The organism is Streptomyces sp. NPDC054757 (assembly GCF_053612185.1).
Window position 1 is genome coordinate 303,777 of sequence record NZ_JBSHBW010000002.1, and the last position, 22,076, is coordinate 325,852.

19 protein-coding genes are annotated in these 22,076 nt (G+C 71.8%); 8 read left to right on the plus strand and 11 right to left on the minus strand.

Annotation, left to right across the window (positions count from 1 at the left end; all coding sequences use genetic code 11):
- Position 1: 1 nt before the first annotated feature.
- Entirely contained in the window at positions 2–784 is a 783-nt protein-coding gene (locus tag ACWGKJ_RS04140) for an ABC transporter ATP-binding protein (protein ID WP_385016689.1), read from the minus strand.
- 101 nt (positions 785–885) lie between these two features.
- Here ACWGKJ_RS04140 and ACWGKJ_RS04145 point away from each other — a divergent pair, with 101 nt between their 5' ends.
- The 4 genes from ACWGKJ_RS04145 (at position 886) to ACWGKJ_RS04160 (ending at position 5,777) form a co-directional block, all read left to right on the plus strand.
- A complete protein-coding gene (locus ACWGKJ_RS04145) occupies positions 886–1,521 on the plus strand; it encodes a TetR/AcrR family transcriptional regulator (protein WP_385016690.1) in 636 nt (211 codons plus the stop codon).
- A 130-nt stretch (positions 1,522–1,651) separates the two neighbouring features.
- A complete protein-coding gene (locus ACWGKJ_RS04150; protein ID WP_385016693.1) occupies positions 1,652–2,500 on the plus strand; it encodes a 3-hydroxyacyl-CoA dehydrogenase family protein in 849 nt (282 codons plus the stop codon).
- Between the two features lie 146 nt (positions 2,501–2,646).
- Positions 2,647–2,970 carry an STAS domain-containing protein gene (locus ACWGKJ_RS04155; protein WP_385017073.1) on the plus strand — a complete coding sequence of 108 codons (324 nt, stop codon included), beginning with the start codon at positions 2,647–2,649 and terminating at the stop codon, positions 2,968–2,970.
- A 209-nt stretch (positions 2,971–3,179) separates the two neighbouring features.
- Entirely contained in the window at positions 3,180–5,777 is a 2,598-nt protein-coding gene (locus tag ACWGKJ_RS04160) for an ATP-binding protein (RefSeq protein ID WP_453315665.1), read from the plus strand.
- Positions 5,778–5,871: 94 nt separating this feature from the next.
- Here ACWGKJ_RS04160 and nucS read toward each other — a convergent pair whose 3' ends face one another.
- Positions 5,872–6,543, minus strand: coding sequence for an endonuclease NucS (nucS, locus tag ACWGKJ_RS04165; protein WP_164267471.1), 672 nt, complete (start codon positions 6,541–6,543; stop codon positions 5,872–5,874).
- Between the two features lie 214 nt (positions 6,544–6,757).
- Here nucS and ACWGKJ_RS04170 point away from each other — a divergent pair, with 214 nt between their 5' ends.
- Positions 6,758–7,150 (plus strand): SCO5389 family protein, encoded by a 393-nt coding sequence (locus ACWGKJ_RS04170; protein WP_164267472.1) that lies wholly within the window; start codon positions 6,758–6,760, stop codon positions 7,148–7,150.
- A gap of 73 nt (positions 7,151–7,223) precedes the next feature.
- Here ACWGKJ_RS04170 and ACWGKJ_RS04175 read toward each other — a convergent pair whose 3' ends face one another.
- Positions 7,224–8,255: an LLM class flavin-dependent oxidoreductase gene (locus tag ACWGKJ_RS04175; RefSeq protein ID WP_385016698.1), complete on the minus strand. Its 1,032-nt coding sequence runs from the start codon at positions 8,253–8,255 to the stop codon at positions 7,224–7,226.
- 218 nt (positions 8,256–8,473) lie between these two features.
- Between ACWGKJ_RS04175 and ACWGKJ_RS04180 the strand changes: the two genes are divergently transcribed.
- Positions 8,474–8,806 (plus strand): ATP/GTP-binding protein, encoded by a 333-nt coding sequence (locus tag ACWGKJ_RS04180; protein WP_385017076.1) that lies wholly within the window; start codon positions 8,474–8,476, stop codon positions 8,804–8,806.
- Positions 8,807–8,921: 115 nt separating this feature from the next.
- Here the strand turns inward: ACWGKJ_RS04180 and ACWGKJ_RS04185 are convergent, their stop codons facing one another.
- From ACWGKJ_RS04185 to mce, 7 genes are all read right to left on the minus strand, one after another.
- Positions 8,922–9,806: an ABC transporter permease gene (locus ACWGKJ_RS04185; protein ID WP_385016700.1), complete on the minus strand. Its 885-nt coding sequence runs from the start codon at positions 9,804–9,806 to the stop codon at positions 8,922–8,924.
- Positions 9,803–10,999, minus strand: a complete 1,197-nt coding sequence (locus ACWGKJ_RS04190; RefSeq protein WP_385016702.1) for an ABC transporter ATP-binding protein — start codon at positions 10,997–10,999, stop codon at positions 9,803–9,805. Before ACWGKJ_RS04190 ends, ACWGKJ_RS04185 begins: the two co-directional genes overlap by 4 nt.
- Positions 11,000–11,151: 152 nt before the next feature.
- Entirely contained in the window at positions 11,152–11,919 is a 768-nt protein-coding gene (locus ACWGKJ_RS04195) for an ABC transporter permease subunit (RefSeq protein ID WP_385016706.1), read from the minus strand.
- 2 nt (positions 11,920–11,921) lie between these two features.
- Positions 11,922–12,998 (minus strand): ABC transporter ATP-binding protein, encoded by a 1,077-nt coding sequence (locus ACWGKJ_RS04200; protein ID WP_385016707.1) that lies wholly within the window; start codon positions 12,996–12,998, stop codon positions 11,922–11,924.
- 284 nt (positions 12,999–13,282) lie between these two features.
- Positions 13,283–14,221 (minus strand): coiled-coil domain-containing protein, encoded by a 939-nt coding sequence (locus tag ACWGKJ_RS04205; RefSeq protein WP_385016710.1) that lies wholly within the window; start codon positions 14,219–14,221, stop codon positions 13,283–13,285.
- Positions 14,222–14,335: 114 nt separating this feature from the next.
- Positions 14,336–18,055 carry a polarized growth protein Scy gene (scy, locus tag ACWGKJ_RS04210; RefSeq protein ID WP_385016713.1) on the minus strand — a complete coding sequence of 1,240 codons (3,720 nt, stop codon included), beginning with the start codon at positions 18,053–18,055 and terminating at the stop codon, positions 14,336–14,338.
- 176 nt (positions 18,056–18,231) lie between these two features.
- Positions 18,232–18,702: a methylmalonyl-CoA epimerase gene (gene mce, locus ACWGKJ_RS04215; RefSeq protein ID WP_385016716.1), complete on the minus strand. Its 471-nt coding sequence runs from the start codon at positions 18,700–18,702 to the stop codon at positions 18,232–18,234.
- 164 nt (positions 18,703–18,866) lie between these two features.
- Between mce and ACWGKJ_RS04220 the strand changes: the two genes are divergently transcribed.
- Positions 18,867–20,069 (plus strand): acetyl-CoA C-acetyltransferase, encoded by a 1,203-nt coding sequence (locus tag ACWGKJ_RS04220; protein WP_385016719.1) that lies wholly within the window; start codon positions 18,867–18,869, stop codon positions 20,067–20,069.
- A gap of 205 nt (positions 20,070–20,274) precedes the next feature.
- On the plus strand, positions 20,275–21,273 hold the full coding sequence (gene meaB / locus ACWGKJ_RS04225) for a methylmalonyl Co-A mutase-associated GTPase MeaB (RefSeq protein WP_385017078.1): 999 nt from the start codon (positions 20,275–20,277) through the stop codon (positions 21,271–21,273).
- A gap of 102 nt (positions 21,274–21,375) precedes the next feature.
- Here the strand turns inward: meaB and ACWGKJ_RS04230 are convergent, their stop codons facing one another.
- Positions 21,376–21,996, minus strand: a complete 621-nt coding sequence (locus tag ACWGKJ_RS04230; protein ID WP_385016721.1) for a PepSY domain-containing protein — start codon at positions 21,994–21,996, stop codon at positions 21,376–21,378.
- Between the last annotated feature and the right edge of the window lie 80 nt (positions 21,997–22,076).

Here is a 22,076-nt window from a genome sequence, read left to right on the forward strand (position 1 = left end):
CCTAGACGGATACGGGGGCGGTGTCGGCGGGCGTGGCGGTGCGGCCCGTGAGGGCGAGGAAGGCGTCCTGCAGGGAGGCGTCGGCGGAGCCCGCGTACTGGAGCTTGAGGGCGCAGGGCGTGCCGTCGGCCACCACCGTGCCCTCGTCCACGACGACGAGCCGGTCGGCCAGCGCGTCCGCCTCGTCGAGGTAGTGCGTGGTCAGGACGACCGTGGTGCCGTGCTCTTCCCGCAGCCCGCGCACCAGCTCCCACAGATCGGCCCGGCTGCCCGGGTCGAGCCCGGTGGTGGGCTCGTCGAGGAAGAGCACATCGGGCCGGTGGGTGAGGCCCATCGCGATGTCGAGCCGCCGCCGCTGGCCGCCGGAGAGCGCGGCGCACTTGCGGTCGAGCAGCGCGGTCAGGCCCAGTCCGGCCGCGAGTTCCGCGGCCCGCGCCGCCGCGCGGGTCCTGCCCAGCCGGTAGAGGCGGCCCTGGGTGACCAGCTCCTCGCGTACGGACATCTGGGGGTCGGTGCCGCCGCTCTGGGCGACGTAACCGATCCTGCGGCGGACACCCGCCGGGTCCTTCACCAGGTCGCAGCCCGCGACGGTGGCAGCGCCCGAGGTGGGGGCCAGCAGGGTGGTGAGCATCCGCAGGGTGGTGGTCTTGCCCGCGCCGTTGGGGCCGAGGAAGCCGAGGATCTCGCCGGGCCGGACCGTCAGGTCGATACCGCGTACGGCGTCCACCGGACCGGCCTTGGTGGTGAAGGTCCGGGCCAGCCCGGACGTACTGATGATTGGCATGGCACTCAGAAAAACAGAGTGACTTAAATTTTGCAACGCACTTCAGTTTTGGGCTTGCCTCAATTTCTCTCCGGGGCCGGCGGTCCGCATACGATGCGGGCATGGCTGAGGGGCTCAGAGAGCGGAAGAAGCGCCGGACCAGGCAGTACATCTCGGATGTGGCGACCGGTCTCTTCCTGGAGCGCGGCTTCGACGCGGTGACCGTCGCCGAGGTCGCCGAAGCCGCGGAGGTCTCCGTCAACACGGTGTACAACTACTTCCCGGCCAAGGAGGACCTGTTCCTCGACCGGAGCAAGGGCGTCGTGGACCGGCTCGCCCGCTATGTGCGCGGCCGGGACCGTGGCGAGTCCGCCGCGGGCGCGGTCCTGCGTGAGCTGCGGGACCAGGTGACGGCTGTCTCGCCCACGGTCGGCCTCATCGAGGGCTACGACCGCTTTCTGCGCGTCGTACAGGAAGCGCACACGCTGCGCTCCCGGATGTGGCACATCCAGCAGGAGTCCCTGGCGAACGTGGAGACGGCGCTGCGGGAGGAGACGGGCGCGGCCGTCTCCGACACGCTGCCGACCCTGATGGCCGGCCAGCTCTCCTGGATCCAGTCGACGCTGATGGAGTGGATCGGGGGCGAGCTGGTCTCCGGCCGCGCACCGGACGAGGTCTCCCGGCGGGCCCTGGATCTCCTCGACGGCATGGAGGAGATTCTGGGGGAGAAAGTACTCAACTACGCAGTACGGGCCTGAGGGTGACGCCCCGGAGTGTGATGTCCGCCATGTGGGACGTGACGCGTATCTCTTAGCCACCACAAGGTGCTCCGCTCCCTATAACCTCCGCCCCAGAGCCGTTCGCAGAAAGCCGTTGAAGGGGTGCCAATTGGCCAGGAAGCTCGCTGTCATCGGAGCCGGACTCATGGGTTCCGGAATTGCGCAGGTGTCGGCTCAGGCCGGCTGGGACGTCGTCCTGCGCGATGTCACCGATGCGGCCGTGACCCGCGGTACCGACGCCATCAAGGCGTCCTACGAGCGGTTCGTCGCGAAGGGCAGGCTGGAGGGGGCCGACGCCGACGCCGCGCTCGCCCGGATCACCACGACCACCGATCTGGACGCGGTCGCCGACGCCGACATCGTCGTGGAGGCGGTGTTCGAGAAGCTCGATGTCAAGCACGAGATCTTCCGTGCGCTGGACAAGCTGGTGCGGGACGACACGGTGCTCGCCTCCAACACCTCGGCCATCCCGATCACCAAGATCGCGGCGGTGACGGAGCGCCCGGAGCGGGTCGTCGGCGCGCACTTCTTCTCGCCGGTCCCGATGATGCAGCTCTGCGAACTGGTCCGCGGCTACAAGACGAGCGACGAAACCCTCGCCACCGCAAGGGAGTTCGCCGAGTCGGTCGGGAAGACCTGCATCGTCGTCAACCGCGATGTGGCGGGCTTCGTCACCACCCGGCTCATCTCCGCGCTCGTGGTCGAGGCGGCGAAGCTGTACGAGTCGGGCGTGGCCACCGCCGAGGACATCGACACCGCCTGCAAGCTCGGATTCGGGCACGCCATGGGACCGCTGGCCACAGCGGATCTGACCGGGGTCGACATCCTGCTGCACGCCACGGGCAACATCTACACGGAATCCCAGGACGAGAAGTTCGCTCCGCCGGAGCTGATGCGCCGAATGGTCGACGCGGGTGACATCGGCAGGAAGAGCGGGCAGGGGTTCTACAAGCACTGAATCGCACGTGCTGCTCCGCGATCACCTAGTTGGGTGAATTCGGTATCGGTTCGCTTACGGACGGCAACTTCTTTCCCGGCGGGGCAGTCAGTTCAGTGACAGACGTGAAAGACGTGACGGAGTCCGAGAACTCCCGGGGAGCGCATATGCATATCAGGGGCGACCACGTCGAGCTGGTCGTCGGGGGCCGCCTCGACGTCCGCAGCGCGGCGGACGCCCGTACGGTCCTGCACTCGGCCGTCGACGACGGAGTCGGCGACCTGGTGCTCGACCTGACCGCACTCGACTCGTGGGACGCCACCGGCCTCGGGGTCATCATGGGCGTCCACCGGCGGGCCGGGAGATGCGGCCGCCGGCTCGTCCTGCGCGGGGTCCCGCCGCAGATGCAGCGCCTGCTGGTGGCGACCCGGCTGCACCGCATCCTGGCCATCGAGGGCGGTATCGCCGCCGAATGCCTGCCCCGCGTCTGACGCAGGCCGTGGCCCGCTCCCGCTGCGCCGGCCGGCCGCCCTGCGCGCCGGGGACCCCCAGTGGTGACGGATACTGGCAGAAGGTCTAGGGTTCGGTCGCCTGCTGATTGACGAACCCATGTGCGGTAGGCGCCGGACCAGAAGCGACAGCGTGGTGTGCGAGGCCGGGAAGGCAGACCGCGCGCAACGCCGGCTGGGGGCTTTCACCTATGGACCCGATGAACAGCGGACCGGACGAGTACGGCCAGAACTCCGGCCACCGCCCGGCGCAGCAAGGTGGCCCGGTGCCGCCCAGACCACCGCGGGACCCGCTCGCGCCCGACCTCGGGCAGCCGGCGCCCGCCCGCGCCCGCACCGTGCGGCTCGTCACCGGTGACTTCCTGGTCACGGTGAACCCGGTCGACGGCAGTGAGATCGAACACTGCCCGCCGGGCGAGCACCCCGGCCCGCCGCCGCGCCACAGCCCCGAGGAGCGCGCCGATCTGCTCCGCGCGGCGGGTCCGCCGGTGCCCCCCGGCCCCGCCGGTCCCGAACTCCCGCTCATCGAGCGGCAGGAGGAGCACGAGCGGCTGGTACGGCTGCTGGCGCGCGGCCGGTCCGTACGTCTGACGGGGGCCGCCGGTTCGGGGCGCACCTCGCTCGTCGACGCCGTGGCCCGCGACTGCGCCGGTTTCGCGCCCGACGGCGTGGTCCGGCTCTCCGGATACCACCGCACCCCCGCCGACCTGCTGTACGGGCTCTTCGCCTCCGTCCACCGGGCACCCCAGTACCGCCCCGACCGGGCCGAGCTCCTTCCGCTGGTGCGGGGGATCGGTGCGATCGTCGTCCTGGACGACCTGGAGTTCGGCGGCGCCGCACTTGAGGAGCTGCTCGACGCCGCCCCCGAGTGCGCCTTCCTGCTCGCCGCGACCCCCGATGTGGCCGCCCCGCTCCCCGAGTCGCATCTGGAGGAGGTGTTCCTCGGCGGGCTCGGGCGCAGCGCCTCGCTCGACCTCCTGGAGCGCGCCGTGGGACGCCCGCTCACCGACGAGGAGGCCAACTGGGCGGGGGACCTCTGGTTCGAGTCGGAGGGGCTGCCGCTGCGCTTCGTCCAGGCGGGGGCGCTGCTGCGCCAGCGCGATCTGCTCCGTACCGGCCCCGACGCCTTCGGCGGCCACCCCGGGCCCGGCACCGACGACGCCCGTACGGACGGCTCAGGTCCCGCCGCCGGCGCGCCGGGTGACGCCCCCGAGGTCCCGCTGCCCACCCTCGGGCAGGGCGCGGCGCCCGCCCCGCTGCTCGCCGAGCGGCTGAGCGACGCCGCACGGGCCACGCTGGCCTTCGCCGTGGCGCTCGGCGGCGAGGTGCCGCACCAGGCCCATCTGCCGGCGCTGGTCGGGGACACCCACGCCGACGCGGCGATGGGGGAGCTGGCCGCCTCCGGGCTGCTCTCGGCTGCCGGTTCGCACCACCGGCTGGCCGCCGGTGTCGTACAGCAGCTGGAGGCCGCGGGATACGCCGACGACCCCACCGGGCACGCGCTGACCACCGCACAGCACTACGCCTGGTGGGCCGGGCACCCCTCGGTGGCCCCCGACCGGGCCGCCGCCGAGGCGGACGCCGTCCTCGCGGCGATGAGCGCACTCGTACCCGGCACCGAGGCCGGGCACCCCAGTGCCGCCGCACTGCTGGCCCGCAGCGCCGCTCCCGCCTTCGCGGCCGGGCTGCACTGGAGCGCCTGGGAGCGCGCCCTGCGGACCGGCCAGGAGGCGGCCAGGCTCTCCGGCGAGGTCGCCGAAGAGGCCTATTTCCACCATGAGTTGGGGGTACTGGCGCTCTGCACCGGCAATCCGGACCGGGCGCTGGCCGAGCTGGAGGCCTCGATAGCACTGCGCGGCGCGCTGGCCGACAAGGCGGGCACGGTCGCCGGGCGCAGGGCGCTCGCACTCATCGCCGACCGCTCGGGCGCCGCCTCGCTCGGCGGCTATCTGCCCGGCGGCCCCGGCGACACCCCGCCGCAGGGCGCCGAACTCCTGCCGCCCGCCGATGAGGACGCGGCCACACCGCCCGCCGGGACCGGCACAGCGGGCGCCGTCGTCTCGCTCTCCCCGTCGCCGGACGACCACATCACGCTGGTCACCCCGCAACTGCCCGGGCAGGGCGCCGCTCCGCACGGCCGGCGCCGTACGGTCCTGGGCGGTGCCCGGCGCAATCTGGTCGCCGCCGGAGCCGGTGTGCTGCTGGCCGGAGTGCTCGGCACCGTGGTCACCCTCGGCGCGACCGGCAACGACGGCTCCGGGGACGGCCGGCCGGGCCGGTCGGTCAACGACGACGGCGGCAAGGACGGGATGAGCGCGGACGAGCCCACTCAGACCACACCGGGCAGCTCCGACGGCTCGGCCGGCCGCGACTCCACCGGCCCCTCGACGCAGCCCACCCCCAGCGCGAGCGACAGCACACCCTCTCCGGGGGAGAGCACACCATCGGACGGCGCGTCCACACCGGGGGACAAGACCTCGTCGCCCTCGGGGAAGCCGTCCAGCCCCGGGAAGCCGCCCACCGAGCCGACGAGACCGCCGTCCAAGCCCTCGCACTCCCCGCCGGGCACCCCGTCGGGGTCACCGGGCGACCCCTCGGACAGCCCGAGCCCCACCCCGTCCGACTCCACGAGCGAGGACCCGCCGCCCGCCGATTCGCCCTCGTCCACACAGAGCGTCATGCGGCCCTCCACGGCGTCCAGCGCGCCCATGGACAGCGGGAGCCCGCCCACGCCCTCGCAGGACGCGTCGGCGTCCCCCTCGTCCCCGGCCGCCCCCTCCGGGGACTGAGTCCGGGGCGGGCGCAGAGCGTACGGCGGAAGGCCCCGGCGGACAACACGTCCGCCGGGGCCTTCCGTTCAGCCCTGTGCCGTATCCCCGTACCTCAGAAGAGCCGCAGCTTGTCGTCCTCGATGCCGCGCATCGCGTCGTAGTCGAGCACCACGCACTCGATCCCGCGGTCGGTGGCCAGCACCCGGGCCTGCGGTTTGATCTCCTGCGCCGCGAAGACGCCCTTCACCGGGGCCAGATGGGGATCCCGGTTGAGCAGCTCCAGATAGCGGGTGAGCTGCTCCACGCCGTCGATGTCGCCGCGCCGCTTGAGCTCGACGGCCACCGTCCCGCCGTCCGCGTCCCGGCAGAGGATGTCCACGGGGCCGATCGCCGTCATGTATTCACGCCGAATCAGTGTGTGGCCCTCACCGAGGGTTTCGATGCGGTCGGCCAGCAGCTCCTGGAGGTGCGCCTCCACCCCGTCCTTGATGAGCCCCGGGTCGACCCCGAGCTCGTGCGAGGAGTCGTGGAGGACCTCCTCCATCGTGATGATGAGCTTCTCGCCCGCCTTGTTCACCACCGTCCACTGACCGGTGTCGTCCCCCGTCCCCTCCTTCAGAGTGCAGGGCGGCGACATCCAGTTGAGCGGTTTGTACGCCCTGTCGTCCGCATGAATCGAGACGCTCCCGTCGGCCTTGACCAGAATCAGGCGCGGGGCGGACGGCAGATGGGCGGTGAGGCGGCCCGCGTAGTCGACGGAGCAGCGGGCGATGACGAGACGCATGGTCGGCAACGCTACTCGACATCGCCGCTTGTACGCGATTCGCCCTGAACAACCCCGTTCGTTATTGGCCGGTTGTGTGCCCATTCTCCTGGTGCGGCGACCTGTACACGCATACCGTGGAAGCAGGAGGTCGTCGCGTGTGTACTCTGCGTCGCGATCCTCCCGTCCCTGCCCGTAAGGCCCCGGCCGTTCCGGGGTCGCGAGAGGAGAACCCATGTCGCTCGACGTCTCACCGGCCCTACTCGAACAGGCCGAGCGAGGCGAGGTCGATGAAGCCGACTTCATCGACTGCGTCCGGACCTCCCTGCCCTACGCATGGGAGATGATCAGCTCTCTGGCGGTCCAGCTGAAGGTCGACGGCGGCGAGTTCGCCGACAACCAGACGCCGCCCCCCAATGAGCAGGCGCGCGGCCAACTGCTGCGCGCACTCGCGAGTGACGCGATACGAGGAGCGCTGCAGCGGCATTTCGGGGTGCGCCTCGCATTCCAGAACTGCCACCGTGTGGCGGTCTTCCCGCTGGATCCCTCGGTCGATGAGCGGCTCGGCCGTTTCACCTCGATCAGGGGCCAGCTGCTGAACCAGTCTCCGGAACTCAGGGACTGCTGACGCGCCGGGCTGCCGCTCCGTACCGCTGGAGGTGTCTTGGCTGTCGGAGCGGCAGCGCCCGGTTCCACCCGGATCAGTGCAACCTCGGGAGGACTTCGGCTCCGATCAGCCGGAGGTTCTCCTCGGTGGCCGCGACATCGCCCGAACCCTCCACCAGCATCGCGAACCGTGTGATGCCGGTCCTCTCCGCCGTGGCCGCGAGCCGGTCGGCAGCCAGGCGGGGAGGGCCCACCGGGTGGATCCCGCAGAGCATCTCCGTGTACGCGACCGGGTCCCGCATCGCGCGGTGCCTGCCGTCGACGGTCACATGGGCGTCAAGTCCCTGTTTGAGCCAGCCCGGCATCGCCTTCACCAGAGTCTCCACCGCATCGGCGCGCCGGTCCGCGATCTGCGCCACCCCGGCCGCCACATGGCCTGGATCCGCCACGGTCCCGGGTGCAACTCCCGCCGCACGTGCGTACGTTCGCCACAGGGCGGCCATTGCGGCCTTCTCCGTGTCGTCCGAGTGCATCCCGAGCAGCATCGGCAGCCCGCGCTCGGCGGCGAGCCGCACACTGGCGGGCGAGGTGCACGCCACGACGACCTCCGGCCCCGGCACCTCACCGCACCGCAGCTCCTGCGGCCTCGGTACGACGGGGACTTCACGGAACCGGAACCGCTCCCCGGCGGCCGAGACCCGGGACTCGCGCAGCCACCGCAGCAGCAGGTCCAGCGACTCCGGGAAGCCGCTCTCGTACGCGCCGAGTCCCGCGCCGAAGACCTCCAGGTCCACCCACGGTCCACCGCGCCCCACACCGAGGCTGAACCGCCCGCCCGACGTGATGTGCAGCAGCGCCGCCTGCTCGCCCAGTGCGACCGGGTGCACGGTCGGCAGCACGCTCACCGCCGTACCGACCTGGATCCGCCGGGTGCGGCCCAGGATCATCGCGGCCAGTGTCACCGCCGACGGGCACACCCCGTACGGAACGAAGTGGTGCTCGGCCAGCCAGACCGCGTCGAGCCCGGCCTCCTCGGCGACCTCGGCGGACCGGACCGCTCGGTGCAGCGCCTCTTCCTGCCCCTGCCCCGGGAACTGGGCTGCCAGTACAAATGCCCCAACACGCATCGCCTTACGCCTCCTTGCGGCCGACGCGACTCTCCCCTTACCGGCAACAACGTCTGACACGTGCCAAGGGCACGGCCCTTCGCAAAGTTGTTGTGATTTTCCGGTAAGCCGGGGCCCGGGGCTTCACATTCTCACGGTGAGCGGTACCGGTGGGGCGTTCCGCTGCCCGTAGGCTGGAGAGAGCGAGAAACTGTCCGCTCTGCCCCGTGAGGTGTTACGTGTCCCCGCGCCGCAACCGCCCCCGTGGCGGCGAGAAGCCGAGTGAGCCCGCCGGCGGGGGTGGTGGTCCCGACCGTTTCGGCCTCCAGGGCGCCGAGACATGGCAGGGCGAGGAGTGGTCGGTCCGCATGGTCAGCGGGGCGAGTGCGCAGGGCAAGAGGTACCGCTGTCCCGGCTGCGACCAGGAGATCCCCTCGGGGGTGCCGCATGTGGTGGCCTGGCCCGAGTACGGCGGGGTCGACGACCGCAGGCACTGGCACCGGGCTTGCTGGAACGCGAGGGACCGCCGCACCTCCCGGGTGCAGCGGTCCCGTAACGCACCGCGGTACTGACCGGCGGCCGGCGGCTGTCCCGATTGCCGCCCGGCAGCTGTCCTGACGACCGCCTCGCAGTGTCCCGGTGGCCGTCCCGCAGCGTCCCGGTGGCCGGTCCCGGCGGCCGGTGGCCTCAGACGTCGCGGTTGTTGAGCGTGGCGACCGCTCCCGCGTACACCACCGCCGTCACCGCGAGAAGGATCCACAGCGGCTGCCAGCCGGACGGTCCCGTGCTGGAGACCGAGGTGTTGTAGAGAGCGCTGAGCTGGTTGGGAATTGAGTACTCGAAGAGCTTCTCGCGCAGCGAGGAGAGCGAGTCCGCGAACATGAAGAGGGCCAGTACCAGCGGAAGCAGCAGCACCCCGAGCATGATCGTGATCGCACCGGCCGAGTGGCGGATCAGCGAGCCGACGGCCAGCGACAGCAGACCGAGCAGGGCGACATAGAGGCTGACGCCCACCGTCGCACGGATCCACTCCCCGACGTCCGGCGTCCGGGCGCCCATCCCCTTGAGCATCGCGTACTGGAACATCGCGACCAGCGCGGTCGTCACCAGCAGGATCACGAAGGCCAGCAGGAAGAAGACCACCGCCTTCGCCGCGAGCACCCGGGCCCGGCTCGGGCAGGCGGTCAGGGTGGTGCGGATCATGCCGGTGCCGTACTCGGACGCCACGGTCAGCACGCCGAGCGTGACGACACACATGGAGCCCAGCAGCACACCGAAGAAGCCCATGCTCAGCACCGGGGTGCCGCGCATGCTGGTACCGGAACCGGTCGCTCTGACGGCGACCGTGGACAGCAGGCCGATGCCGAAGACGAGCACGATCAGCACGCCGAGGGTCCACATCGTGGAGCGGACCGACCTGATCTTCGTCCACTCCGATGCGATGGCGTGCCCGAGGTGCGCGTCGGTCACCGGGATCGGGGAGACGTAGTGCGGTGCCCGGTGCGGTGCCCGCGATGGCTGGGGCGGCTGCTGCTGCGGCGGCTGGAACGGCGCGGGAGCGGGGGACGTCATCGGGGGTCCTTCGGGGCGTGAGCGGGCGCGGGGGCGGCTGCCTGCGGTGCGGCGGTACCGGTGGCGGGCGGCGCGGTGGGGGCCGTCGCGGGTCCGGTGGAGGCCGCTGCGGGGCCGGTCGTGGGCGCGGCGGCAGGGGCAGCGGGGGACGGCGGCGCTGCGGCCGGGGGAGCGGCGTACGGGTTCCGGCCGGGCGGCGGCGGGGCGTACCAGTCCTGCTGCGGCGGCTCGGGCGGCGCCGCGGGCGGGTCGCCGGGCCGGGCGAAGCCGGAGAGCTCGTCCGCCGTTGAGCGGTAGTCGACCGCCCCCTGGGTCATCCGCATATAGGCCTCCTCCAGGGATGCCTGGTGCGGGGAGAGCTCCCACAGCCGTACGTCCGCGTCATGCGCCAGGTCGCTGATCCGCGCCAGTTGCAGCCCCGTCACCCGCAGCGCGCCGTCCTGCTCCGGCATGACCTGCCCGCCGGCCTCGGTGAGTGTGGCCGTCAGCTTCTCGCGCTGCGGCACGTCGGGGGTGCGGACCCGGGCGAAGTCGGCCGAGTTGTGCGAGATGAAGTCCTTGACGCTCAGGTCCGAGAGCAGCTGGCCCCGGCCGATCACGATCAGATGGTCGGCGGTGAGGGCCATCTCGCTCATCAGGTGCGACGAGACGAAGACGGTACGTCCCTCCGCGGCGAGGGACTTCATCAGATTGCGGACCCAGAGGATGCCCTCCGGGTCGAGTCCGTTGACCGGCTCGTCGAAGAGCAGGACCTGCGGGTCGCCCAGCAGCGCGGCGGCGATCCCCAGGCGCTGCCCCATGCCCAGCGAGAACCCCTTGGAGCGTTTGCGGGCCACCTCCTGGAGGCCGACCACACCGAGCACCTCGTCCACCCGGGAGGCCGGAATCCCGGAGAGCTGCGCCAGCGACAGCAGATGGCTGCGCGCGCTGCGGCCGCCGTGCACCGCCTTGGCGTCGAGCAGTGCGCCGACCTGCCGGGGGGCGTTGGGCAGCTTGCGGAAGGGGTGGCCGCCGATGGTGACATGGCCGGCGGTCGGCTGGTCCAGACCGAGGATCATGCGCATGGTGGTCGACTTCCCAGAGCCGTTGGGCCCCAGGAAGCCGGTCACCATGCCGGGCCGTACCTGGAAGGAAAGGTTGTACACGGCCGTCTTGGCGCCGTAGCGCTTCGTCAGGCCGACTGCCTCGATCATTCTCCAGCCCCATCGACGTTCTGCGGGTCGTCGGGGCCTGGCCGCATTCGGCCGAACACCCCCGTATGAGTGAGGAGGATATCCAGCCCTTGACGGTTCCAGCCAAGTCGTGCGAACCGGCGGCTACCGGCCACCGGACCGGGGAACAGCCGTCAGGCGTCGCGCTTCTTCAGCAGCAGATAGCCGGCGAGCAGCGCCGCCACCACCCACAGCGCCATGATGCCGAGACCGCCCCACGGCCCGTACGGTGCGTCACCACTGCTCGACACCACCTGGGTGATCTTGCTTCCGGCCTGGTCGGGGAGGTATTCGCCGACCTTCTTGGTGGCGGAGACGCTCCCCAGGATGTTGGAGATCAGGAAGAAGAACGGCATCAGGATGCCCAGCGACAGCATCGGACTGCGCAGCAGCGAGGCGACGCCCATCGAGAACATCGTGATCAGGGTCATGTACAGCGCGCCGCCGATCACCGCGCGCAGCACACCGGGGTCGCCGATGTGGGAGCGGTGGCTGCCCAGCAGCGCCTGGCCGAGGAAGTACGTCGCGAAGCTCGTCACCACACCGACGACGAGCGCCAGGACCGTGGCCACCGTGATCTTGCTGATGTAGTAGGTGGCCCGCTGCGGTACGGCGGCCAGCGACATCCGGATCATTCCGGTGCTGTACTCGTTGGAGACCACGAGCACCCCGAAGACGATCAGCGCCAGCTGACCGAGCACGATCCCCGCGAAACTCACCGACGTCGGGTCAAAGGTGAGCTGGTCCGTACGGCTCATCTTGCTGAACTGCGAGTTCGAGAGCGCGCTGAAGAGCGCCCCGAACGCCACCGTCACCACCAGCGCACACGCCAGGGTCCAGACGGTGGACTGCACCGAGCGGATCTTCGTCCACTCCGACTTCATCACCTGGGCGGCCGCCATGGTCAGGCCCCCCTCTGCGGGTTCTGGCCCCATCGGGGCGGTTGCTGCTGGGGATTCTGCGGGGGGTTCTGGCCCCACCCCTGCTGCTGCGGGTTCTGACCCCAGCCGGGCTGCTGTCCCGGCTGTCCTTGCTGCTGTCCCGGCTGCTGCGGTGCGCCCGGGGTGCCCTGGCCGCCGTTGTGTGCGTGGTACTCCACCGACTCCGCGGTGAGCTGCATGAACGCCTCTTCGAGTGAAGCCTGCTGGGGGCTCAGCTCGTGCAGGACGAGCTGGTGCCGGGCGGCGAGTTCGCCGATCTCGGCGGCGGCTGTGCCGTCCACTTCGAGCGTGCCGTCGCCCGCCGGGACCGGCTTGTATCCGGCCTCGTGCAGCACGTCGCGGAGCCGCTCCTGCTGCGGGGAGCGCAGCCGTACGTACGACCGTGAGTTCTCCGCGATGAACTCCGCCATGCTGGTGTCGGCCATCAGCCTGCCCTGGCCGATGACGACCAGATGGTCGGCGGTGAGGGCCATCTCGCTCATCAGGTGCGACGAGACGAAGATCGTGCGGCCCTGTCCTGCGAGGGACTTCATGAGGTTGCGGATCCAGTGGATGCCCTCGGGGTCCAGACCGTTCACCGGCTCGTCGAACATCAGGATCTCGGGGTCGCCGAGCAGTGCCCCCGCGATCCCGAGCCGCTGCCCCATGCCGAGCGAGAAGCCCTTGGCGCGCTTCTTCGCCACGGCCGAGAGACCGACGGTCTCCAGCACCTCACCGACCCGGGAGGCCGGGATGCCGTTGCTCTGCGCGAGGCAGAGCAGATGGTTGTAGGCCGTACGCCCGCCGTGCATGCTCTTGGCGTCGAGCAGCGCGCCGATGTGGCGCAGCGGGTCCTTGAGGTCTGTGTAGTGCTTGCCGTCGATCCGGACGTCTCCCCCCGTGGGGTTGTCCAGGCCGAGGACCATACGCATCGTGGTGGACTTGCCGGCGCCGTTGGGCCCCAGGAAGCCGGTGACGATGCCGGGCCTCACATTGAAGGTCAGCTGGTCGACCGCCGTCTTCTCGCCGTAGCGTTTGGTCAGCCCCGAGAGTTCGATCACTACGTTCCGCCTCGTCGTGTCCGTTGATTCGCCTGGCCTTTCCCCCTGCCCCCGACCCGGCCGCGGAATCCTGAGGGCAGCACGCAGGACACGGTAGGCGCACGACAGGCCCCCCGCCACCGGAGTGACGGGGGGCCTGCGCTGTGGTGCGTACGAGTCCGGACGTGGCGGAGACGCGGCCCCGGGGGAGAGGCGACGTATCAGCGGCCCGACCGGCCGGTCAGCGGGTCTGCCGGTGGGCGAGACCGCCGGTCGGCGGCTCGACCGGTCGGCGAAACTGCTGCTCAGCGGGTCTGCTGCGCCGGGACGCCGCGGGAGGCCGGCTCCTCGTCGGCCGGTGCACCGGCGGCGGCCACCGCGGCACCGGTCAGCGTGGCCAGCATCTCGCGGACGTTGGTCAGCTGGGCGTTGATCGAGTCGCGGCGGTTGGTGAGCGCCGCCAGCTCGCGCTCCGATTCGCTGCGGATCCGGTCGGCCTTGGCGTTCGCGTCGGCCACGATGTCCTCGGCCTGGCGCTGAGCCGTCTCCACCGTCTGACGGGCGCGGCGCTCGGCGTCCGTGCGCAGCTTCTCCGCCTCCAGACGGAGCTGCTCGGCGCGGTGCTCGATCTCGGCCAGACGCTTCTCGGCCTTGGCCTGACGCGAGGCCAGATCGCGCTCAGACTGCTCGCGCCGCTTGGCCAGGTTCGTCTCGAAGTCCGCGGCGGCCTGGGCGGCCTTGGCGCGGGTCTCCTCGAAGAGCGCGTCGGCCTCCTCACGCTTGGACTGCGCGTCCTTCTGGGCCTCGGAGCGCAGCGAGGACGCGTCGCTCTTGGCCTTCTCGACGATCCGGACGCCCTCGTCCTCGGCCTTCGCCTTGCGCTCGGCGGCGAAGGACTCGGCGTCGTTGCGGACCTGCTGGGCGGCCGACTCGGCGAGCTCGCGGTGCTGCTCGGACGCGCGGCGGGCCTCCTCACGGAGGTCCTTCGCCTCTTCCTCGGCGAGCCGGAGGATCTTCTCGACGCGCGCGCCGAGACCCGCGTACGACGGCTCCGCGTCGTTGACCTGGGCCTGCGCGTTCTGCGTCTCAAGGTGGAGTTCCTCGATGCGCTTTTCCAGAGAGGTGATCCGTGCCAGAGCGCTGTCACGGTCGGCGACGAGCTTCGTAATGCGGTCATCCACCTGACCGCGGTCGTAACCACGCCGCACGAGCTCGAAGCCGAATGGGGAGGAAGTGTCGCTCATGGGGTTCCTGTCGAATGAGACCGGTGAGGTGATAGAGGGAATCCTAGGGGCCGAGGCGGCGTGTCATCGAGCGTATGCCCGTTTGATCTGGAGAATGTCCAGCCTTTTGAGTGGCTAGCCATCAGAAGGCTTGCCACTCGTGCGAGTTCCCCCGGCTGCCGCACCCGCCTTGACACCGTCCGCCGCCTTGCCGCCCCCGGTCGGCGCCTCGAAGGATTCCAACGCCTCAAGTACGTCCTGGACACGGGAGATCTCTGCCTGGATGTCAGCCCGACGGCGCATCAGCACATCGTGCTCGCGGGTGGCTTCCTCGATGAGATGGTCCGACTCGGTCACCGCGTCCGCCTTGAGCCGCTCGGCCTCCTGTATCAGACCGGCCTTCTTCTGCTCGGCCTCCTTCAGCAGGGACTCGGCGCGCTTGACCGCGGCGATCCGGACGCTGGCCGCCTCCGACTCGGCGTCCGCCACCAGCTCCTTGGCCTTCGCCTCGGCCTCGGCCTGCTGGTCGGCGGCGGCCTTCAGCAGCTTGTCGACGCGTTCCCCCGCGGACTTCAGCTGCTCGGCGGTCTCGCGGCGGGCCCGCTCGTGCAGCTCCTCGATCTCGGCCGTCACCCGGTCCCGCAGCTCCTCGGACCGCTCCCTTATGGCGGTGGCGTCCCGGCGTGCCCCGACGAGCAGTTCGTCGGCGTCCGTACGGGACCGTTCCACCAGGCTGTTGCCCTCGACGGTCGCGTCCGCGGTGATCCGGTCGGCCTCCTGGCGGGCCGCCCCGACCATCGTGTCGGCCTGCGCCTCGGCCTCCGTCGCGGTGCGCAGCGCCTCCTCCTGGGCCTTCGACATCAGCTGGTCGGCCTGTTCCGCCGCGTCCGCCCGGCGCTTGGCCGCGACCTCGCGGGCCTCGTCCAGCATCCGGTCGGACTCCGCCTGGGCCTCGGCGCGCAGCTGTTCGGCGGCGGCGTCCGCGTCGGCCCTGACGCGCTCCGACTCCACCCGGATGCGCTCGGCGGCCTGCTGGGCGGAGCCGACGGTCTCGGCCGCCTCGGCCCGCATCCGCTCCGACTCGCCCGACGCCTCCGCGATCAGGGCGTCCGCCTGGGCCGCGGCGTCCGAGCGGATGCGGTTGGCGTCCTCGCGGGCGTCGGCCCGTGCGCGCGCGGCGTCCTGCTCCGCCGACGCCACCGCGTCGGACGCCTCGGTCCGCATCCGCTGGGCGTACTCGGCGGTGTCCGAGCGCAGCTTGTCCGACTCGGCGATCGCCTCCGAAACGGTGCGCTCCGCAAGGGACTTGGCCGCCTCGGACTCCTCCTGGGCGACGCTGCGGATCCGGCTCGCATCCTCGGAAGCGCGCTCCCGCTCGGCGTACGCGTCGGAGCGGACCCGGTCCGCCTCCTCCTGCGCCTCGGTCCTGGTCCGCTCGGCCGCGTGCTCGGCCGCCGAACGCAGCCCGGTGATCTCCTCCTCGGCCTGGTCCTGGAGACCCGCGACGGAGTCCCGTACCTGCTGGGCGGTCTGCTCGGCCGCCGACACCAGCTCGCCGGCCCTGCGGTCCGCCTCCTCGACCAGCCGCGCCGCCTCGGCCTGCGCCTCCTCCACCCGCTTGCGCGCGGATGCCAGCAGCTCCTCGCTCTGGCCGCGGGCCTGGACCCGCTCCTGCTCGGCCTCGGAACGGGCCGACGCCAGGGTCTCGTCGGCCTCCCTGCGGCGCCTGTTGGCCTCCTCCTGGGCGGCGTCGAGCGCCTCCTGCGCCTCCGTGCCGACCCGTTCGGCCGCCGCCGCGGCCTCGGCGCGCATCCGGTCGGCGCTCTCCTGCGCCTCGGACTTGAGCCGCTCGGCCTCCGCGGTGGCCTCGCTGCGCAGCCGTACGGCGATGTTCTCGCCCTCGGCACGTGCCTGCGAGGCGTCGGCCGCGGCCTCGTCGCGCAGCCGCTCGGCCTCCTGCTCGGCCTGGTCGCGGAGGGCCCGGACCCGCTCGGCCGCCTCGGTGCGCAGCCGCTCCGTCTCGTCCGCGGTCTCCTTGCGCAGCCGCTGCGCCTCGGTGCGGGCGTCGGCCAGCGCCGTCTCGGCGCCGCTCAGCCGCTCCTCGGCCTCGGTGTGCAGCCGGGCCAGCTCGTCGGCCGCCTCGGCCCTGCGGGCCTCTATGCCGCGCTCGTTCTCCTCGCGCAGCGCACCTGCGGCCTCCTCGGCCTGGGTACGGGTCTGCTCGGCCTGCTCCTCCGCCTCGGCGGCCAGCCGCTCGGCCTCGGTACGAGTGCGCTCCAGGGTCTCCTCGGCCTGGGTGCGCAGCGTCGTGGCGCGCTCGACGGCCTCGGTGCGTACCCGCTCGGACTCGGCGTCCGCCGCCGCGCGCACCTCGCCCGCGTCGGCCTTCGCCTTGGCCAGCAGCTCCTCGGCGGTCCGCGCCGCCTCCTCGATCTGCTGGACGGCCTCCCGGCGGGCCTCGCCGCGGATCCGCTCACCCTCGGCGACCGCGTCGGCCCGCAGCTGCTCGGCCTCGCCGCGGAGCCTGCGCGCCTCGTCCTGGAGCTCGACCGTCTTGGCCCGGTACTCCTTGGTGTCGTCCTTGGCCGCGCCCTTGAGCTGCTCGGCGGACTCGGCGGCCTCGTCGCTGAGCCGCGCGGCCTCCGCCTCCGCCTCGTGCCTGATCCGCTCGGCCTCGTCGGCAGCGGCCCTGGTGGTCGACCTGGCGTCGTCGGACGCCTTGGTCAGGATCTCCTCGGCGGTCCTTGCGGCCTTGGCCAGCTGGGCCGCGGTGTCCTCGGCCGCCGTCGTACGGGCCTTGTCGCCCGCCTCGGTGACCATCCGCTCCGCGGTGCCGCGCGCGTCCTCAAGAGCCTGCTGGGCCTCCGCCTTGAGGGCCTCCGCGTCCTTGGTCGCCTCGCCGACCAGGCGGGCGATCTCGGCCTTGGCGGTGCGGGTGCGCTGCTCGTTGACCGACTCGGCCGTGGTGAGCTGCTTGGCCGCCGTGTCCTTCGCCTCGGCGAGTACCTTCTCGGCCTCCGCCCGCGCCTCGCGCAGGGCGCGCTCGGCCTCCTGGACCCGCTGCTCGGCGCCGCGGCTCAGCTCGGCGGCCCGCTGGCGGGCCTCGTCGGACTCGGCTGCCGTGGACGTACGGAGCTGCTCGGCGTGGGTGGTGGCCTCCTGCGCCTGGGTGGAGGCGGCGGTGAGCAGCCGCTCCGCCTCGGCGCGGGCCCGGCGCAGGAGGGCGTCGGCCTCACCGCGGGCCGACTCGGCCTCGGAGCCGAGCCGCTGACGGGCCTCGGTGACCAGCCGCTCGGCCTCGGCGCGGGCGGCGCTCAGGGACTGTTCGGCCTCGGTGCGTGACTCGTCCATGAGCCTGCGCGCCTGGGCCTCGGTCCGGGCGCGCAGCTGCTCGGCCCAGGCCACGTTCTCGTTGACGTGCGACTCGACGGTCTGCCGGCGCTCGGCCAGCTCCTGGTCCAGGCGCTGGCGCCGGGTGACCGCCTCGCTGTGCAGCTCGGCCTGGAGCCTGGCCTGGTGCTCGGCGTGCTCCTGGAGGATGCGCTGCGTCTGGGCGCGTGCCTCGCGCAGTTCGCGCTCGGCGTCGGTGCGCAACTGGTCGGCCTGCACCTGCGCGTTGCGCAGCATCTGCTCGGCCTGGTAGCCGATGTCCGCCTGGTCGTAGGCAGGACGGGACGCCAGACTGCGGCGCGCCTCATGGAGCTTGGCACGCAAGACCTCGACCTGGTAACCGAGGTCCTCGGCGTGCTGTACGGCCTTCTCCCGCTCGGTCTTCAGCCGGTCCATCTCGGCCTCGAACCGCGAAAGATGGTCGTCTTCAGCCCGGTGGCTCTCCTGGCGTTCGTAGCCCCGCACTGCGCGGTCCCATCCGTCCCCTGGTCGCAACACACTCTTCCCGTTCGAGCGCCGCCGTCTCGGTGATGACGGGCCCCCGGGGGAATGGTGTCAGATCAACGACGAGGCATGGGTCACAGGCCCCGATCCGGCCCCGGACCGGAGCCGCCCACTCTACCGGCCCGGGTATCCGGAGGTCAGTGCTCCTTCGGGGCCGGGGGGTCCGCTTCCTCCGCCGTTCCGTGCCCGGCGGCGGCCGTGACCAGTTCCGTCAGCACCCCGTGGCAGTCCTTGGGGTGCAGGAACGTGATGCGGGAGCCCATCGATCCGGTGCGCGGCTCGTCGTACAGCACACGGACGCCCTTGTCCCGAATATCCTGGGAATCACCGTCCACGTCCGCGGTCCCGAACGCGATGTGGTGCACGCCCTCGCCGTTCTTCGCGAGCCACTTGCCCACCGCGGAGTCCTCGCGGACGGACTCCAGCAGCTGGAGATAGGAGGCGCCGCCGTCGGATGTCTCATTGATCCTGAGCATGGCCTCCCGCACGCCCTGCTCCTCGTTGACCTCGGTGTGGAAGACCTCGAAGCCGTACGTCGCCCGGTAGAACTCGACAGTCGTGTCGAGGTCGAAGCAGGCGATTCCGATGTGGTCGATTCGCGTCAGCATTCCCCCAGTGCAGCGTGGAGACACCCGGTTACGCAACGTGCGCGCGATCACATGGGCGGGGCGATGACGAGCGGCGGACCGCTCAGTACATTCGAGTGCACCTCCTTCCGGGGGGACACCCCCCGACCCCCACTCGTTCACTCTCTTCCAAGGGGCCGCGCCTCATGTCTGGAACGAACAGCAGCACCTCCTCCGTGATCGTCGCCGGAGCCAGGACCCCGATGGGCCGGCTTCTCGGTTCGCTCAAGTCCTTCTCCGGCGCCGATCTCGGCGGTTTCGCGATCAAGGCGGCGCTGGAGCGCGCCGGTATCGGCGGGGACCAGGTGCAGTACGTGATCATGGGGCAGGTGCTCCAGGCCGGGGCAGGGCAGATCCCGGCACGCCAGGCCGCCGTCAAGGCGGGCATCCCGATGAACGTCCCCGCGCTCACCGTCAACAAGGTCTGTCTCTCCGGGCTGGACGCCATCGCCCTGGCCGACCAGCTGATCCGCGCCGGTGAGTTCGACGTGGTGGTGGCCGGCGGCCAGGAGTCCATGACCCACGCGCCCCATCTGCTGCCCAAGTCCCGCGAGGGGTACAAGTACGGCGCGGTCGAGATGCTCGACTCGATGGCGTACGACGGCCTCACCGACTCCTTCGAGTCCATCCCGATGGGTGAGTCCACCGAGAAGCACAACACCCGCCTCGGTATCGAGCGCGCCCCGCAGGACGCCTTCGCCGCCTCCTCCCACCAGCGGGCCGCCGCCGCGCAGAAGAACGGCCTGTTCGAGGCCGAGATCACGCCGGTCGAGATCCCCCAGCGCAAGGGCGACCCGGTCCTCTTCTCGCAGGACGAGGGCATCAGGGCCGAGACCACGGCGGAGTCGCTCGGCAAGCTGCGCCCGGCCTTCACCAAGGACGGCACGATCACCGCGGGCACCTCGTCGCAGATCTCCGACGGCGCCGCCGCGGTCGTGGTGATGAGCAGGGCCAAGGCGGAGGAGCTGGGTCTCGACTGGATCGCCGAGATCGGCGCGCACGGCAATGTGGCGGGCCCCGACAACTCCCTCCAGTCCCAGCCGTCGAACGCCATCCGGCACGCGCTGGGCAAGGAGGGCATCGGTGTCGAGGACCTCGACCTCGTCGAGATCAACGAGGCGTTCGCGGCCGTCGCCGTCCAGTCAATGAAGGACCTCGGCGTCTCGCCGGAAAAGGTGAACGTGAACGGCGGTGCCATCGCGCTCGGCCACCCCATCGGGATGTCCGGCGCCCGGGTGGTCCTGCACCTCGCGCTGGAGCTGAAGCGGCGCGGCGGCGGGGTCGGCGCGGCGGCGCTGTGCGGCGGCGGCGGGCAGGGCGACGCCCTGATCGTGCGCGTACCCAGGTAGGAGCGGAGCGGGACCGGTCCGGGGCTGCGACGGGCACCCGGGTACGGGTCCGTGCGGGTACGGGACCGGCCGCGTACGGGCCGGGGCCGGGTGCCGTATCCGGCGGGAGACGGCATCGGCCGGATAGGGCACCGACCGGATACGGCATCGGCCCGGCGAAACTGATCAGAACTGAGCGGAACTGAGCGGAGCTGTGAACGTGGACATGGACGTCCCCACCCTGGTCGGACAGGCCCGTGAGGGCAGGCCGAGGGCCGTCGCCCGGCTGATCTCCCTGGTGGAGGGGGCGTCCCCGCAGCTGCGCGAGGTGATGGCACGGCTGGCTCCGCTGACCGGCGGCGCGTACGTCGTCGGGCTGACCGGTTCGCCGGGGGTCGGCAAGTCGACTTCGACATCGGCGCTGGTCTCGGCGTACCGGCGGGCCGGCAAGCGGGTCGGTGTGCTCGCGGTCGACCCCTCGTCGCCGTTCTCCGGGGGCGCGCTGCTCGGCGACCGGGTCCGGATGTCCGAGCACGCGTCCGACCCGGGCGTCTACATCCGCTCCATGGCGACCAGAGGCCATCTGGGCGGCCTCGCCTGGGCCGCCCCGCAGGCGATCCGGGTGCTGGACGCCGCGGGGTGCGATGTGGTGCTGGTGGAGACGGTCGGCGTCGGCCAGTCCGAGGTGGAGATCGCCTCGCAGGCCGACACGTCGGTGGTGCTGCTGGCCCCCGGGATGGGCGACGGGATCCAGGCCGCCAAGGCCGGGATCCTGGAGATCGGCGATGTGTACGTCGTCAACAAGGCGGACCGGGACGGCGCCGACGCGACCGCGCGCGAGCTCAACCACATGCTGGGCCTGGGCGAGGCGCGCACCCCGGGCGACTGGCGCCCGCCGATCGTGAAGACGGTGGCGGCGCGCGGCGAGGGTGTCGAAGAGGTCGTCGAGGCGCTGGAGAAGCACCGGGCCTGGATGGAGGAGCACGGCGTCCTGGCGGAACGCCGCAGGGCACGCGCGGCACACGAGGTCGAGACGATCGCGGTGACGGCCCTGCGCGAACGCATCGGCGACCTGCGCGGCCACGACCGCCTCGACGCCCTGGCCGACCGCATCGTCACCGGCACCCTGGACCCCTACGCGGCGGCGGACACCCTGGTGGAAGCGGTGACGGAGGGGGCGGCTGGGGCCGGCGGGGCGCCAGGTGCTGAGGGCTTGTCGGACTGAACCCCGGGGGCGGATTCGCCGGGCCGGGGCCGCTGGAGTCCGCCCAGCGCTTTGACCCCGCCCGCCGCTCCGCGGACCCCGTCCCTCCGCATGTGCTCCGGCTCAGTCGTCGTCCTGGTCGTCGTCGTGCTGGTGGCGGTTCTGGTGTTCGGAGATGACCTTGCCGGTGCTCAGGTTGATGTAGACCTCGTGCCGGGTGCCGTTGTGGGCGGTCACCTCGGCCTCCCAGCGGCCGTTGTCCAGCTCGACCGATGTGACCGTGCCGGGGACGGCGCCGCGGGCCACCGAGGCGGCGTGGACCGCGGTGACGGGGGCGCCCTTGCGGTCGTCCTGGTCGCCGCCGTCCTGGCGCGAGGAGGTGACCTTGCCGGTGGTGCGGTCCAGATGGATCTCGTGCCAGACCTTGTCCTTGCCGTAGAGGTCCACCTCCCAGCGGCCGTGGTCCAGTTCGGCGGAGGTGACCGTGCCCGGCTCGGATGCCTGGGCCGAGCGGATCACCTGGTCGACGGTGGCCGGGCCGCTGGAGCCCGCCGCCGCTCCCGACGCGTTGCCGGTGTCCGGTGCGGACCGCCCGGCCGTCGGGGCAGCCTTCGCGGAAGCCGCCGTCGCGGCCGAGTGCGGTGCGGAGCCCGAGCCGCCGTCCGCGAGGGCGACCCCGGTGGCCGTGCCGCCCGCGGCCAGGGCCGCGGCGGCGATGCAGGCGATGACGTAGTTGCGCTTCATGAGTGAGTACCTCCAGGAGGCGAGTGCGGTGGCTGGTCCGGCCGGTTCTGCCGTCCCGGCTGCTTCGGACAGCTCCCAAT